General features: G+C 44.3%; 12 protein-coding genes. 10 read left to right on the plus strand and 2 right to left on the minus strand.

Features of this window, described 5'->3' with window-relative positions; all coding sequences use genetic code 11:
- Positions 1-220: 220 nt before the first annotated feature.
- Together RMX98_RS07570 and RMX98_RS07575 are read left to right on the plus strand one after the other, a co-directional pair.
- Positions 221-2113 (plus strand): serine/threonine-protein kinase, encoded by a 1893-nt coding sequence (locus RMX98_RS07570; protein WP_322677343.1) that lies wholly within the window; start codon positions 221-223, stop codon positions 2111-2113.
- A gap of 394 nt (positions 2114-2507) precedes the next feature.
- Positions 2508-3401 (plus strand): SDH family Clp fold serine proteinase, encoded by an 894-nt coding sequence (locus RMX98_RS07575; protein ID WP_322677344.1) that lies wholly within the window; start codon positions 2508-2510, stop codon positions 3399-3401.
- A gap of 35 nt (positions 3402-3436) precedes the next feature.
- Here RMX98_RS07575 and RMX98_RS07580 read toward each other — a convergent pair whose 3' ends face one another.
- Complete coding sequence (locus tag RMX98_RS07580; protein WP_409881281.1) at positions 3437-4138, minus strand: peptidoglycan-binding protein; 702 nt, start codon at positions 4136-4138, stop codon at positions 3437-3439.
- Between the two features lie 449 nt (positions 4139-4587).
- Between RMX98_RS07580 and RMX98_RS07585 the strand changes: the two genes are divergently transcribed.
- The 7 genes from RMX98_RS07585 to RMX98_RS07615 all read left to right on the plus strand — a co-directional run bounded on the left by RMX98_RS07585 (position 4588) and on the right by RMX98_RS07615 (position 13627).
- Positions 4588-6036, plus strand: coding sequence for a hypothetical protein (locus tag RMX98_RS07585; protein ID WP_322677346.1), 1449 nt, complete (start codon positions 4588-4590; stop codon positions 6034-6036).
- Positions 6037-6448: 412 nt separating this feature from the next.
- Positions 6449-6910 carry a ribosome maturation factor RimP gene (rimP, locus tag RMX98_RS07590; RefSeq protein ID WP_322677347.1) on the plus strand — a complete coding sequence of 154 codons (462 nt, stop codon included), beginning with the start codon at positions 6449-6451 and terminating at the stop codon, positions 6908-6910.
- A gap of 225 nt (positions 6911-7135) precedes the next feature.
- Positions 7136-8422 (plus strand): transcription termination factor NusA, encoded by a 1287-nt coding sequence (gene nusA / locus RMX98_RS07595; protein ID WP_322677348.1) that lies wholly within the window; start codon positions 7136-7138, stop codon positions 8420-8422.
- Positions 8423-8571: 149 nt separating this feature from the next.
- Positions 8572-8841: a YlxR family protein gene (locus RMX98_RS07600; protein ID WP_322677349.1), complete on the plus strand. Its 270-nt coding sequence runs from the start codon at positions 8572-8574 to the stop codon at positions 8839-8841.
- Between the two features lie 483 nt (positions 8842-9324).
- Positions 9325-12495 carry a translation initiation factor IF-2 gene (gene infB, locus RMX98_RS07605; protein WP_322677350.1) on the plus strand — a complete coding sequence of 1057 codons (3171 nt, stop codon included), beginning with the start codon at positions 9325-9327 and terminating at the stop codon, positions 12493-12495.
- Between the two features lie 105 nt (positions 12496-12600).
- Positions 12601-13221 carry a low-complexity tail membrane protein gene (locus tag RMX98_RS07610; RefSeq protein WP_322677351.1) on the plus strand — a complete coding sequence of 207 codons (621 nt, stop codon included), beginning with the start codon at positions 12601-12603 and terminating at the stop codon, positions 13219-13221.
- Between the two features lie 208 nt (positions 13222-13429).
- Positions 13430-13627 carry a hypothetical protein gene (locus RMX98_RS07615; RefSeq protein WP_322677352.1) on the plus strand — a complete coding sequence of 66 codons (198 nt, stop codon included), beginning with the start codon at positions 13430-13432 and terminating at the stop codon, positions 13625-13627.
- Here the strand turns inward: RMX98_RS07615 and RMX98_RS07620 are convergent.
- Positions 13624-14160, minus strand: coding sequence for an alpha/beta hydrolase (locus RMX98_RS07620; RefSeq protein WP_322677353.1), 537 nt, complete (start codon positions 14158-14160; stop codon positions 13624-13626). The genes RMX98_RS07615 and RMX98_RS07620 overlap by 4 nt on opposite strands.
- Positions 14161-14455: 295 nt before the next feature.
- Between RMX98_RS07620 and RMX98_RS07625 the strand changes: the two genes are divergently transcribed.
- Positions 14456-16147, plus strand: coding sequence for a DUF1565 domain-containing protein (locus tag RMX98_RS07625; protein WP_322677354.1), 1692 nt, complete (start codon positions 14456-14458; stop codon positions 16145-16147).
- Positions 16148-16435 lie beyond the last annotated feature (288 nt).

A 16435-nucleotide genomic window follows, 5' to 3' on the forward strand; every position in this document is an offset into this window, starting at 1 on the left:
TCCTCAACCCACATAGTTAAAGGTTTTTGGCGATAACTAGGCTGTCTTTAGGTATATCCAACTTTATACTATTAGTAATTATTGAGGTTAATGGAAATGTTCTCTAAGTAACTAAGATTCCAAAAGCTACAACAGCAATTCCAATGAAATTCCCAAAAATTCGTGTGGGCTGCTCTGATACCGTGCCAAAATAAATACCAGCAATTGTCAAATATTACTAATGGTGTGGAATGCAGGAAAGTCTTTATTCGGGGGACGCTACATTATCGAAAGCCAACTAGGTGAAGGCGGAATTGGCATTACTTATCTTGCCAGAAATCAACGGAATCAACAGCGAGTGATTAAAACCCTCAAAGAAGAAATCCTGAATCACCCCGCCTGGATACTTCACCGAAACAAGTTACGGCAAGACTTTCGTGATGAAGCAGTTCGGCTGGCTGTGTGCCACCATCCTCATATAGTACAGATAGAAACCATCTTTGATGAGGGAAATTTACCCTGCATGGTGATGGATTATATCGAAGGCGAAGACTTAGGACAGCGCTTGAGGCGGATAGGCGTGCTATCAGAAGCAGAAGCACTACTGTACATCCGGCAAATTGGTAGCGCTTTGACCCTAATCCATTCTAAAGGACTACTGCATCGGGATCTCAAACCACGCAACATCATGATCCGCATTGAGAAATCAGAAGCAGTGCTAATAGACTTTGGCATCGCCAGAGAATTTATTCCGAATGTGATTCAAAGGCATACTGTATATCGCACTCCTGGGTTTGCCCCTCCTGAGCAGTATGAAGCAGAAGCGCCACGAGGAGAATACATTGATATCTACGCCCTAGCCGCTACTTTGTATAATTTACTCACCGCAGTTGTACCAACAAGTGCAGATGATAGACGTCACAATATTAATTTAGAACCACCACAATATTTTAATCCCAATATCAGCAACAGGGTAAATCAGGCTATTATGTGCGGCATGGATTTGGAGTCAACCTATCGTCCGCAATCTGTGCAGGAGTGGTTAGATTTATTGGGCACTGATACTGGAGAAAATGTCACAGAAGTATCATCTACTGTAGCGATCAAGCCTAAACGGCAACCATCTCCACCCGTTGTATTAGATCGACAGAACTGGCAATGCGTACATACCCTTAAAGGTCATTCTAGTATGGTTCATGCGATCGCCATTAGCCCAGATGGACAATTTATTGCTAGTGGTAGTAATGACATGACTATCAAGCTTTGGCAAGTGGGTACTGGCAAGCTAGTGCGTCAAATGGGTCGTTGGTTTTCTAGTCATTCCAGTATGGTTGATGCCGTCGCCTTTAGCCCAATGTCTCTAAACTTTCCTTATCAAGGGGATTCTGGCAAATCTGGGGGGGGTGGAAACCTGAACCGAGGAATTTTAGCTAGCGGTAGTTGGGATAACACCATTAAATTTTGGGATGTCAATACAGGCAAAGAAATTCGCACTCTCACTGGTCATACCAACTGGGTGAATTCCGTTGCCTTTAGTCCAGATGGCAAGTTTCTAGCTAGCGGCAGTGCTGACTGCACAATCAAGCTGTGGCAGGTACACACAGGTATAGAAATCCAAACTCTCATTGGTCATTCCGACCCAGTTTCCTCAGTTGCTTACTCTCCGAGAATGCTTGCAACCAATAGTCTGGATAGACATCTGGTGGCTAGTGGTAGTCATGATTACACAATTAAATTGTGGCAGGTATATACCGCGAGAAACATCTATACACTTACAGGTCATTCCTTCTTTGTCAATTGCATTGCCTTCAGCAAGGATGGGGAAATTATCGCTAGTGGCAGTGGTGACAACACGATTAAACTCTGGTATGTAAATACAGGCAAAGAAATTCGTACACTTATTGGTCATTCTGATTCAGTTTGGTCAGTCGCCTTTAGCCAGGATGGACAATTTCTCGCTAGTGGCAGTTGGGACAACACTATCAAACTGTGGCACGTACACAGTGGCAGAGAAATTAGTACGCTTACAGGGCATTCCAATTATGTTAGATGTGTTGCCTTCAGTCCCGATGGCCAAACCTTAGTTAGCGGTAGTGATGACGACACTATCAAGATTTGGCGAAGGGGGTCATAATTTGTAATTCGTAATACTTCGGCTACGCGGTAGTTGAATCTCGACTCACAACGACTGCGCGATAGTTGAATCTCGACTTCGCTCGATTACCGCGTAGTCGAAACTCAGTACAAGTCGCTCGATTACCGCCAAGCGATGCACTGAGCGTAGTCGTTGTGTCGAAACTCAGTACAAGTTCGTAATTCGTAATTTATAATTCATAATTTGTAATTTGTGATGGCGTTCTCTACGTTCGCGCAGGGGTACGCGGACTCGTTAACATAACCTTGAATTGACATCTCTTTGTGGTTAGTGTAATCAGTAACTTTTAAACCTACAGATAGAACTGCGATCGCCTCAAATTTGTGACAATAATGACGGCAACCGTGATTTTTGAACAATAAATTATAATTATATGGGCTTTGGTATTGGTGATATATTCTGGATTTTTCTCCTTCTAACTTCTTTGCAGCCCCTTTGGCAAAAACGTCAAATAGAATATCGGCGTTTGCGTGCTTTACAAGAATTCCAGCAGGAACGCAAAAGCCGAGTAATTTTGCTGATTCACCGCCAAGAGTCCATTAGCTTTCTGGGAATTCCTATATCTCGCTACATTACTATTGAAGACTCAGAACAAATATTGCGTGCAATTCGCCTCACACCTCCAGATGTGCCCATTGACTTAATTTTGCACACTCCTGGTGGTTTAGTTTTGGCTACAGAACAAATTGCCAGAGCATTGATTCGCCACCAAGCAAAAGTCACAGTCTTTGTACCCCACTACGCCATGAGTGGCGGTACCATGCTTGCTCTCGCCTCTGATGAAATTATTATGGATGCTAACGCTGTCTTAGGGCCAGTTGATCCTCAATTGGGTAATTACCCAGCAGCAAGTATCCTGAAAGTAGTTGAAGATAAACCCATCGGTGAGATTGATGACCAAACCCTAATTATGGCTGACCTCTCACGCAAAGCAATACAGCAGGTACAGCGTTTTGTACGAACTCTGCTTAAAGACAGTATACCCAAACAAAAAGTTATGCCAGAAAATATCGAATCGATTATCGAGGCCTTAACAACTGGGCGCGTCACCCATGACTATCCTATCACTATTGAAGAAGCTACAGAAATGGGGCTGCCCGTAACCGTCGGACTGCCCCATTCTATTTATGATCTCATGGATCTGTACCCACAGTCCCAAGGAGGGCGACCCAGCGTACAGTACATTCCTATGCCTTACAATGACCTCCGTCCAATTCTACCTACACCCAAGGGCAGACCCTTAGAAGAACCAAATCAAACGGCTTGAGAGGCTTTGCTTTGGCGTAGGAGTTTTTCTAACGACTAGGGTGTAGCTGTTGGTGTAGCTGTTGGCGTAGCTGTTGGTGTAGCTGTTGGTGTAGCTGTTGGCGTAGCTGTCGGTGTAGCTGTTGGTGTAGCTGTTGGCGTAGCTGTTGGCGTAGCTGTCGGTTTAGCTGTCGGTTTAGCTGTTGGTTTAGCTGTTGGTTTAGCTGTTGGTTTAGCTGTCGGTTTAGCTGTTGGTGTAGCTGTTGGTTTAGCCGTCGGCTGACTCACAACTGTCTTTGCTTCTTCATTCAGCTTTTGGCGGAGTGCTAAATTAGCAATTCCAGTTTCTTGCAACTGATATTTCTTCTGATACTCCTTTACCAATGTTTCCGTGCGGGAACCATAAAAATGATCGCGCGGTAGGGGAGGATTTGGCTTTAGCACTGCATTCAAATTTGTATGCAGAATTTTAACGATATTAGCTGCAAAATCTTGGGTTTTTGGCCCTGCTATCCCATCAACTGGTTTTAGCTTATAACCCGTCTGAAATTCTCGAATTGCCTTTTTAGTTTCCTCGTCCGTCAAAGCAGTATTTGTTACCTTGACGTTATAACCTAATCCCCGCAATACCTCACGGAATTGCTGGGGCGTGTAGCTACGCCCAGGAGCTGCAAAACCAGTATCTGCAATTACTACGCTAGCAGTCATCAGGCAAGTAACAGCAAAAGTTGCGCTTGATTTTCCAAACCCACACCACATACTTAAAACTCCTTTGGATTAAATCAGCAGGATTATAAAGGTTAACAGCTGCATTTTAAGTTTGTTTAATAACTTTTTTCACGATGATTTAATGATTTTTGAATAATTTGTGACTTATTTTTATGAAATTTAATTAAATACACAAAAAGAAGTTTTTGTCATCTATGAAAAGAAGTATCTTATACTAGCAGAGATCCTGCGGCGATCGTTTGAATCGAATACACCCTTAGAACTGGCGATTGATAATTGGGCACTGGAGACTGAACAGATTTGCATAGGGATTAATACCCACAGAAGTCGGTAAAGCCTCGTATAGCTGTGGTTTATGCACTTTGAGCGGGAGTCTACTCAACTGCAAATAGCTGTAATTTTTGGGAAATAGCCGAAAATTAATAAATGAAAGAGCTTATATTCCAAATTATCTCAAAATGTATAATATATGACAAAAAATGAAAAATATAAAATCTTCTAAGCAGCGTAATCTTTGGTTTGAAAGATTTATGGCAATTGTTGCCACCGTAAACTTAGGTTTAGTTTTGTTCGATTTAAGTTACGTACCTTGGCGAGATTTTTATTTGCGAAAACTTCCCCAAATTACCAAGATTTATGACCCAATAAAAGGTATTGAAGCCCATCGAGATACAGAAAACTATCTGAAAACTGTAAACGCATTAAAAGAACAAGTTAGGCAAACCGGGTTACAGTCGCCTCAGGTAAATGGCAGGCTAATACAGATAAGTCGTCTGAGCAGCGAGATGATTGACAGTAACCCGTTTGCGGGAGTGAATAAGAGTGGTACTCTGGAAAAAATCAAAAAGCGGATGCGATCGCACATCGGAAACGAATCTGCAAAACAGTCCTTTGCCACTTTTTGGAGTCAGCCATATCTCTCACGAAATGGCTGGGATCAAGAAATTAATTTTTTTAACGAGAGAATCCGCCCTTTGATTGCCTCTAACTACTACCGCCAAATCGGTGAAAATGGGGAATTTGTTGATAATTTCTGGATTATTGACTTACCTTTTGTCATTTTATTTGGCGTAGAATTGCTGGGGCGTACCTTCATTCTCAGACGGCAGCATCCTGGTTTAAGCTGGTTTGAAGCAGTATTGTGGCGTTGGTACGATCTATTTTTACTACTGCCATTTTGGCGGTGGTTGCGAATCTTACCTGTAGTAGTCCGCCTCGATCAAGCGCAGTTATTGAATTTGCATCCAGTGCGGCGGCAACTTAATCAGGGGATTGTTGCAAATTTTGCCGAAGAACTCACAGAAATCGTCGTGGTGAGGGTAATTAATCAGGTTCAGGGTTCAATTCAGCGAGGTGAGTTAACACGCTGGCTCTCGCAACAGGAAAATTTACGTCCCTACATAGATATTAATAATGTGAATGAAGTGGAAGCGATCGCAGGTCTTTTGGTAAAAACAATTGTCTACCAAGTGCTACCCGAAATCCAACCTGCGATCGTTGCCATTCTGCGCCACAACATCGAAACCGTCTTCCATCAAGTCCCCGTTTACCGCAACCTCCAGAATCTCCCTGGCGTGGGACAGGCCCAAACCCAGTTAAGCGAACAACTGGCGACTCAAATCACAACTAATCTTTACAAAACTTTAGTTAGTGCTGTTGAAGACCCTGTAGGAGCCAAACTCACCAGTCAACTAGTAGAAAGCTTTACTAAAGTATTGGGATCTCAAATCAAGGAAAGACATGTACTCTCAGAAATTCAGAGTTTACTTTTTGACTTCTTAGAGGAAATCAAACTCAACTACGTCCAGCGTTTATCTCAAGAAGACATAGACCAAATTATCGAGCAAACCAGGCAGCTACGAACACAAGCATCTGTTCCGGTGGTAGTGGATAAAGGCACTACTCTCCCAAAAATACGCGAAGGGTAGAGGGATTGGGGATTAAGGATAGACGAGAATTCAGTTCCCACTGCCTGGTAAAAGCTTTGCGTAAAATCATGGTGAATTGAGGATTAAAATTTAAACGCATAGGCGCTTCTCTACGAAACGCTACGCGTAGCTTGCTTCCACGAAGTGGTACGTTTTGCCGTAGGGTAGGGGCGCAGAGGTATAGAGAGAATTATGCTACGAATTAATTGTACTTAGTCCCCAGTCCCCATAACCCCTTATCCCCAGAGGGGGCCCCACCTTCCCCAATCCCCAATCCCCAATGTACGACTATAAAAGAAATGCGCTAAACTCGAATTAGGCGAATCATAATTTGGTTCGTCACAAGACTTCTTGGAAGATATACCTATCGCAGGAAGTGGGTCGAAGCCCACTTTTTTTATTGAATTCTCTCATGGCTCATCCTTTAGTTCCACAAATTATTGATTTGGCGACACCAGTGGCAGAAGAACTGGGATTGGAAGTGGTTGGCGTAGTTTTTCACACTAACCAAAGTCCACCAGTGTTGCGGGTAGATATTCGTAATCCTGAGCAAGACACCGGTTTGAATGATTGTGAGAGGATGAGCCGTGCTTTAGAAGCCTCCTTAGATGCTGCGGAAATCATTCCAGATAAATACGTCTTGGAAGTGTCTAGTCCTGGTATTTCGCGGCAACTGGTAACAGACAGGGAGTTTATTTCCTTTAAAGGATTTCCTGTCATCATCTCCACAACGCCCCCCTACGACGGACAACAAGAGTGGACTGGTCAGTTAATTCGCCGGGATGAGACAGCACTTTACTTAAACCAAAAAGGTCGTGTAGTCGAAATTCCCCGCTCCCTAATTACTAAGGTGCAGCTAGACGAGCGCCGATAAACAAAGGGTTAAGGCTTAGGAGTTAGAGACTAGAGCGCTTTGCTCAAGGCTAGAGATTAGGAACCAAGAGCTAAAGGTTAGAGGCTACGGGCTAGAGATTAGAGATTAGTGTAAAGCTATTCTCTAATCCCTGGCTTTAATGCGTAGTTTTCAGTCCTCAGTCCCCAGTACAGATGCGATTAATCGCGTCTCTCCCCACTCCCTAATTTTTAAAGGAGATTGCTTATGTCAATGGTTACTTTACCTGGATTAAAAGAATTAATTGAAAGTATTAGTCGAGAGCGAAATTTACCCCGGCTTGCAGTTCAATCAGCTATTAGAGAAGCACTACTCAAAGGCTACGAACGTTATCGTCGCGCCCAGAATTTAGAGCGCAAACAGTTTGATGAAGATTATTTTGAGAATTTTGAAGTAGAACTCGATATTGAAGGAGAAGGGTTTCGCGTTCTTTCTACCAAAACCATTGTCGAAGAAGTCAATAACACAGACCACCAAATTTCCCTAGACGAAGTTCAACAAGTCGCTCCCGAAGCGCAGTTAGGGGACTCTGTGGTACTAGATGTGACCCCCGACCAAGGAGAATTTGGTCGGATGGCGGCGATGCAAACTAAACAGGTATTGGCGCAAAAATTACGAGATCAACAGCGCCAAATGGTGCAAGAGGAGTTCCAAGATTTAGAAGGAACTGTTCTGCAAGCAAGAGTCCTGCGGTTTGAGCGGCAATCAGTGGTTTTGGCAGTTAGCAGTGGCTTTGGTCAGCCAGAAGTAGAAGCCGAATTACCCAAGCGGGAACAGCTACCCAACGATAATTATCGAGCAAATGCCACCTTTAAGGTCTACCTGAAAAAAGTCTCTCAAGGTCAGCAAAGAGGGCCACAGTTGCTTGTGTCTCGTGCTGATGCTGGTTTGGTAGTTTATCTCTTCGCCAACGAAGTCCCAGAAATCGAAGATGAAGTGGTACGGATTGTTGCCGTAGCTAGGGAGGCAAACCCCCCTTCTCGTTATGTCGGTCCCCGGACTAAAATAGCAGTAGATACTCTTGATCGCGATGTAGACCCAGTAGGCGCTTGTATCGGAGCCAGGGGATCGCGAATTCAAGTAGTAGTCAACGAATTACGTGGTGAAAAAATAGATGTAATTCGTTGGTCGCCAGACCCAGCAACATATATCGCTAATGCCTTAAGTCCAGCACGGGTGGATGAAGTACGCCTAATGGACCCAGAATCGCGGCAAACTCATGTACTTGTGGCTGAAGATCAATTGAGTTTGGCTATAGGTAAAGAAGGGCAAAACGTCCGTTTAGCAGCCCGCCTGACTGGTTGGAAAATAGACATCAAAGACAAAGCTAAGTATGACTTTGCAGGAGAGGATGCCAAATTTGCAGCCGTCAGAACAAAATATCAATCAGAGGAATCAGAGCAAGACGATTTGGAATATGAGGAAGAATTCGAGGATGAAAACCAGGACGAATTAGAAGAGGGGGATAATTTTGACAATAACGATGACGAATAATTGATTAATTTTGTAAAGTTTTGATACTGTAGATTGTAGTCTCAGTCTCAAGGATTATTTTCTCAAAAGCTAGTTGGTATAGGTAAAAAATAGTAATAATAAACTTCTTTTTACTTCCATTATCCGGAGACTGAGATCATAGAAAACCGATGAAACCAAATTATCGGCGCTGTATTAGTTGCCGTAAAGTAGGCTCAAAAGATGAGTTTTGGCGGATTGTCCGCGTCTTTCCATCGGGAAAGGTACAATTAGATCAGGGCATGGGGCGTTCTGCCTATATTTGTCCAGAAATGAGTTGCTTACAAGCGGCTCAAAAAAAAAATCGACTAGGGCGATCGCTACATGCATCAGTGCCAGAAACACTGTATCAAAGCTTGTCGCAACGTCTAGCCCGCAGTAATACCCAAAACCAAATTTAGTTGGAACAACTTTGTGACGTAATCATTAGAGGAATTGTGTCGAAAGCCGAAGTCGCGCTTTCATCACACCCTCTGTTGATTGTTAAGGTTAGTGCCAAAATAGTAAATGGGTGTAAAAGGCATTCGGCTCTTTAATAATCAAGAGGGACGAGGCCAGATTCCCAGAATCAAGATGTAATCGATTGTGTTGTGGAAGACTCAGAATCAACAAAACAAGAAACTACAAAATGGCAACCTGGTAGCGCTCAGGCGCAGTTCGGCGTCAAGGGTTCCTATAAAAATCTTTTATTTAAGAAATTTTTATGGGTATCCCTCAACCATCATTTCTGGTGGGGATGCCATTATTAAACCGAAACATCTCTCTTTCCTGATTGGAGGCACCGGCAAAAACTGAACGGCAGTCTAAAAACAGTAATCCAAGGATGGAGATGTCGCAAACCAGGCAACCATCCGCTAAAACTGTAAATTAAAGGGGAAGAGTGGATGAACAACGGCAAAGTTAGAATCTATGAATTATCAAAGGAATTGAATTTGGATAACAAAGAGCTACTAGCAATTTGCGACCAGCTCGATATTGCGGTCAAAAGTCATAGCAGCACGATTTCAGAATCCGAGGCAGAAAACATCCGGGCGGCAGCAGAAAAGCTTGCAGCTACGAATGTGTCAGCTAAAAAGGAACTAGGTACAACCAGCCATAAGCCAAATTCACCACCCAACGGCGGACGTAACCGACCTGCTGCACCCCACAAACAGCAAATTTTGGAAATACGCAAACCCAAAATATTGAGAAATACTACTCCCAACGCCCCAGAGGCGTCACTTGCTAACAATACCCAAGCTGCCTTGTCTGAAGCTAATCCTCCCTCTCCTCCACGGCCTTTCGCTACCCCAGTCTCACCCCTGAAACCGGCAGCACCAACTCGACCTGTGCCCCGAATTCAATCTGAGACTCAAGAGCAACCTCCGATCGCTGGCTTGGAACAAACGCCTAATCCAAATCCGGCACCGGAAAAAATAGCATCCCAAAAACCGGAAAAAACAGTTCCGCCTAGACCGAAATCGGAAAAACCGATCAAACCGCAACTAGTTGCTCCTCCAGCCAGACCGGCGGCGGAAGAAGCCCAGGTGGTGGCAGATGAGCCATCAGTATCTCAGGCAGATAAACCGATCCTCAAACGCGACCAACGGCAACGACCCGCAGAAGGCGATCGCGAGCAAATTAAGCCGAGAGTCGCGAAACTGCCAACTGACCAGTCTCCACCCTCACCAAGTGCGCCACAAAGGACAAGTCGTCCAACCCCTGCACCCAGCAGACCAGAGCAGAGGGGCAATAGACCATCTGCTCCATCACAACTGGGAGAGGGACAACGACCCAGGCCAGCACGTCCAGGTGAAGCTGTAGCAGCCGCAATGCCGATTGCTACTCCACCCAGACAGATGTCAGGCATAGCGGGTAAATCTCAAGGACTGGGTGATGAACCAGTCCCACCGGATATCCTCGATTTGAAACGCCCAAGTCCGCCTCGGCCAACCAAAGGCGGCAAAAAGTGGGTAGAAGAGGAAATCATTGATGAAGTTAAAGAAAAGGCAAAAACTGGCGTCAAAGGTAAGCGGATCAAGCCCATACTTGATGATGAGTTTGAAGAAGATTTGCTCGATGATGACGATATAGACTCACCAGCAACCGTCCAAGTCAGCCTTTCTATCGCTCGTCCTCCCAAACCCAAAGCGACTCGACCTGTACAGATGCCAGGTGCAACCCTTGCTAGCGCCCCAACTACAAGAGGGAGAAAGTCTGGTTCTAGGTCTGGTTCCAAGGCTTCGGGCCGCGATAATCACCAAAACCGTCGCCAAGAAGCCGAGACAAAGCGCGAGCGCCCCGAAAAAGTGACGATCACAGGGCCGTTGACTGTGCAAGAACTGGCTGACGTATTAGCCGTTCCCGATACAGAGATTGTCAAAATCCTCTTCCTTAAAGGTATGGCGGTGAGTATCACCCAAAATCTGGATATTCCCACAATTACCCTGGTAGGAAAAGAACTAGAAATAGAAGTCGAAACCGCCGAGCGAGAAGCAGAAGCTCGGAAAATAACGGAAATGGTCAGTGCAGAAGACCTAGAATATCTCCACCGCCGTCCGCCTGTCGTGACAATCATGGGTCACGTAGACCACGGTAAAACAACCCTGCTCGACTCAATCCGCAAAACAAAAGTGGCTGCTGGCGAAGCTGGTGGGATCACTCAACACATTGGTGCATACCATGTGGATGTGGTACACGAGGGCAAACCACAGCAGATAGTCTTCCTGGATACTCCTGGTCACGAAGCCTTTACGGCGATGCGGGCACGAGGAGCGCGGGTAACAGACATTGCCGTGTTAGTAGTGGCTGCTGATGATGGTGTCCGTCCCCAAACCATTGAAGCTATTAGCCATGCCCAAGCTGCGGGAGTGCCAATTGTTGTTGCAATCAACAAAATTGACAAAGAAGGGGCACAGCCAGAACGCGTTAAACAAGAACTCACTCAGTATGGTCTGACCGCAGAAGACTGGGGTGGTGAGACAATCATGGTTCCCGTGAGCGCTATCAGAGGTGAAAATCTGGATACGCTCTTAGAGATGATTCTCTTAGTAGCAGAGGTTGCAGAACTATCTGCCAACCCAGATCGTACCGCCAAAGGAACTGTCATTGAAGCACATCTGGATAAAGCTAAAGGAGCAGTTGCTACCCTGCTAATTCAGAATGGTACCCTGCATGTGGGAGATATCTTAGTAGCTGGCTCGGCCTTTGGTAAAGTCCGGGCGATGGTAGATGACAGAGGCAAGAGAGTAGACATTGCTTCTCCTTCCTTTGCTGTCGAGGTACTAGGTTTAAGTGATGTGCCAGCAGCCGGCGACGAGTTTGAGGTCTTCCAAAACGAGAAAGAAGCCAGAGCACTCGCTAGCGATCGCGCAGACAGACAACGCCTATCCCGTTTGTTACAGGGTCGTGTTACCCTTACAACCCTGTCGGCTCAAGCACAAGAAGGCGAGTTGAAAGAACTCAACTTAATCTTGAAAGGAGACGTACAAGGTTCAGTAGAAGCCATTGTGGGAGCGCTCAAGCAAATCCCCCAAAACGAAGTCCAAATTCGGATGCTGTTGGCTACTGCTGGGGAAATTACCGAGACAGATATCGACTTAGCAGCTGCCAGTAACGCTGTAATTATCGGCTTCAACACCACCTTTGCCAGTGGCGCTAGACAAGCCGCCGATGAAGCAGGTGTGGATGTCCGAGAATACAACGTGATCTACAAACTCCTAGAAGATATCCAAGATGCCTTAGAAGGTCTTTTGGAACCAGAGTTGGTGGAAGAACCCTTGGGTCAAACCGAAGTACGTGCCGTCTTCCCAGTCGGTCGTGGTGCGGTTGCCGGTTGCTACGTTCAATCTGGCAAACTAGTTCGCAACTGCAAAGTCAGAGTGCGACGTGGCGGTAAGGTGATCTATGAAGGCGTGCTTGATTCCCTAAAACGGATGAAAGAAGATGCTCGTGAGGTCAACGCCGGCTATGAATGCGGTGTCGGTATGGATAAATTCAATGATTGGGTTGAAGGTGACATCATCGAAGCCTATCAAATGGTTACGAAGCGCCGCACTCTCACCTTAACGAGATAGTGTTGAGGGTAAAATGGTTAGAAGTTAGGAGTAATACATTAGGAGTTAGGAGTTAAACGCTGCTAATTCTTAACTCCTAACTCTTAACTCACACCTTTTTATAATATGCATTCATTTCGCTCTGAACCTATTTTGTGGATTCACGTCGCTGGATTAGCGACGTTGCCTATCTTTTTAGTACTCTGTTTATTTTTCTTATCTGTAGGCGAACCATTTTTACCAGTGTGGATGGAGCTATTCTTAGTTGCCGCCATTGGTGTTCTGCCCCTGCTATGGATGCAGTTGCGTCGCCCTTTTTATATATTTGCTCTTTTAGGAATAGCCCAAAAACCAGAAAATCTGACTGAGCGGCAGCGAAAAATTCTCTGTTTAATTAATACAAAGGTAAATCGTATTCTGGCATTGGTGGCAGCAGCCTTGTCGGTTTGCATACTGTGGTATCTTTTTCAAATTGCCCCACTAGTAGCAAATTCAGCTAAATTTCTCCCACAATGGCGCAGTGTTGCACTAGTGCTGGCGGGATTAGCATTTTTGGGTGGCAATCTATTTTTACAAGTACCTGTGAGTGTAATGCGAGTTTTGGTGACTAATGACACAGAATTTGCTGGCATAGAACCATTATCTTTAGAAAAGATTAAGCAAGATTTCACAATTTTAGGAGTGCGAGTTAATCAAATCGTGCCTCGATTATTACAATCCTTGTTTAAGATAAATACAGATTCGTAGCAGCCCGTAAAGTATATTATTTAACTTTAAAGGGCTAGAAATAAGTGGCAGAGGAGCAGGGGAGGCAGAGGAAGCAGAGGAGAATAGATTAATAATCAATGCCCAATACTTCGGCTACGCGGTAGTTGAGCGTAGTCGAAACTCAGTACAAGTGCCCCATGTCCCATGCCCAATTACCGTTGAAGTTAAAATAAAGGAATGAGGAATTATGGCTCAAATTCCAGCTTCTAGCGATCGCCAATTTTCTGCCGATACTGAAATTTGGTATAGCCTCAAATATGCGATCTCCACTAGTTCCGGTTTTCAACGCTGGCAACTAGAACGCGATGCTCAATTAGAGGGAATTCGCTTGGAACATCAGGTACAACGGTATTTAAGAGAAACTTTAGAAACTTTAGCTTACTAAAGACCAAATAAATCTTGTAGGTTTGTTTGCAAACGACGGAGTTGACGGTATGCACCCTGCAAGCGATCGCCATCAACTTCCACTTCATTTGTGGGATAATTCTTAATAATTTCAATTAGCGACACTTGTCCGTCTTGATTCGCAGCAAGTACCAAAGCGGCTCGTAAAGCTTGCCGATTTGCTTTTTGAGACGGTGTAGAAATAACTTGACTAATTTGATCCAAAATAATATTACCAATCTGGCTATTGAGCACTTTATCTAAAAATTCAGAGTTTACCTTTATTGGCTGTGTTAAATACTGACGAATGGCTTTGGGGTCTTGTCGCGCCAAAGCTACATTAACTTTTAGTAAACCTGAGAGTTCACCTGTTTGGGCAAACGTGGATATTTCCTCTACAGAAATTGATTCACGGAGAATACCATACTTCAGGACTACTCGTTCTGCCGCAAAGGCAGGAGTGGACAAAAACAGAATCCAGATAATGCTTACTAAAACTAAGACGCGACGCAGCCATAAAAAATTAAAATGCATTTCTCTCGATTTCCAATAAGTTTGCTTTTTTTCTGATGATATTCCAGCAGAAGTAGTTGCAGCATCTAGCTTTAGGGAATACTAAAAAATCGCTTCATCCCCATAGTGCCCCTAAGAAAATTTTCTGAATAACACAATATAACTAATGTATAAGTTCTGTAACCTCTCTAAGGAATTTAGCTGAATCAGTGCTAATCATCCAGTATAGTTTTGCATGGGTTTTAGAGCAGCTACAACGGTGTTATCTTTAACCTTGTTCGACATACCGTAATTCAGCACATCACAGACTCAAAAAATGAAATATCGGGGCTTTCACATTTCTTTAGCAAAAAATTTCCGCTTTCTTTCTAGCAGTCATCTTAGATATACTTTACGCGTGGGAGCCGGACTCACGGCAATGCTTGTTGTTTCTAGTGGTTCAATACTACTATCGGGTGAGGTTAATGCTGGTGCTAGTCACTCAGAAAGTATCGCCCCAATCACAGCACAAGCTCCCGTAACAGCCGCAACGATCTACGTTAATCCAGCAACTGGTGCAGATAGGACTGGTGCTGGTGCAACCTCAGCAGCACCCTATAAAAGCATCAGTTTTGCTCTCAGTCAAGCCCAAACAGGTGCAGTGATTCAATTAGCACCTGGGAACTATAACCAAGAAAGTGGCGAAACCTTCCCCCTGTTACTTAAAGCAGGGGTGACACTGCGGGGTGATGAAGCTACTAAAGGTCAGGCGATATTAATTACTGGTGGAGGTTTCTACACTAGTCGCACTTTTGCCAGACAAGACATTACCATCCTGGCCGAGCAAGATACCACGATCGCAGGTGTCAGCGTCACCAACCCAAATAGCCGGGGTACGGCTGTGTGGGTAGAGTCAACTAATCCAACTATCAAAAACAGTACTTTTACTAACAGTGTTAGAGAAGGCGTTTTTGTTACGGGTACAGGCAATCCCAGAATCGAAGGTAATCTCTTTGTGCAAAACAAAGGGAATGGGATTTCAGTTGCGAGAACTGCCCAAGGAGAAATTCGCAATAATTTATTTCAGGATACTGGTTTTGGTCTGGCGATTGGTGGCACTTCCACACCTCTAGTTGTAGAAAACCAAATTATCGAAAACCAAGACGGTCTTTTTATCTCAGAGTCAGCGAAGCCCGTATTGCGTAAGAATGTCATTCAAAATAATAAGCGGGATGGAGTAGTAGCGACTGTCAACGCTTCACCCGACCTTGGCACCAACGAAAGTCCTGGTGGCAATCTTATTCGCAATAACACTCGTTATGATGTGAACAACGCCACCAAAACCAGTAAAATTGTCGCTGTTGGCAACGATATCGATCAGAAAAAGATTTTTGGCTCAGTAGATTTTGTTGCCGCCAGTGTTGATGTACCGCCTGGAGGAGCTGTTGCTTTTAAAGATGTACCAGCAAATTACTGGGCAAAAACCTACATCGAAGCTCTAGCTTCCCAAAATATTATTGCAGGCTTTCCTGATGGCAGCTTTAAACCCAATGAACCTGTAACTCGCGCTCAATTCGCCACTATTGTCACTAAAGCTCTAACGCCAGCAGTTAAACGCCCAGCAATTAAATTTAAGGATGTAGCAAGCAATTTCTGGGCTTACGCTGCCATTCAATCTGCTTACCAGAGTCAATTTGTTTCTGGTTATCCCGATGGCACTTTTAAGCCACAGCAGCAAATTCCTAGAGTGCAGGCGTTAGTCTCTTTAGCTAATGGTTTGGGCTTAACTGCGAATAATCAGAATATCATTTCCTTTTACACCGATGCTGCCCAAATTCCTAATTATGCGATCGCTCCTGTTGCGGCGGCAACTGCACGGCAACTAGTGATCAACTATCCCACAGCGAAGCAACTCAATCCTAATCGTCAAGCGACTAGAGCCGAAGTTGCTGCCTTTGTTTACCAGGCACTTGTCAATGCTGGACGTGCTCAACCAATTCCTTCATCCTATTTGGTAACAGTTCAGTAAATGCCTAGTTAGCAAATTGAAAGCGCCAGACTAACAAATTATTAGTCTGGCGCTTACAATATAATGGTTTTTTACTTTTAGGGTTTTTTAAAGATAAAATTTGGGGTCTTTAAATATAGATGACCCCATTTGAATGTGATTTGTTTTATGGTCAGGGTCTTTATATTGGCTGACCCCGTTTCAACGATTTCTAGTTTCTCAGAAATTTTTGCTTTTTGGAATTTCCTAATAATTTTTTTATTTTTTCTCTTTTGATATTTTATTCTTCATCAAAGCATTAATAAATTT

It is taken from the genome of Nostoc sp. DedQUE02 (assembly GCF_034531035.1).
Classification (GTDB): Bacteria; Cyanobacteriota; Cyanobacteriia; order Cyanobacteriales; family Nostocaceae; genus Nostoc.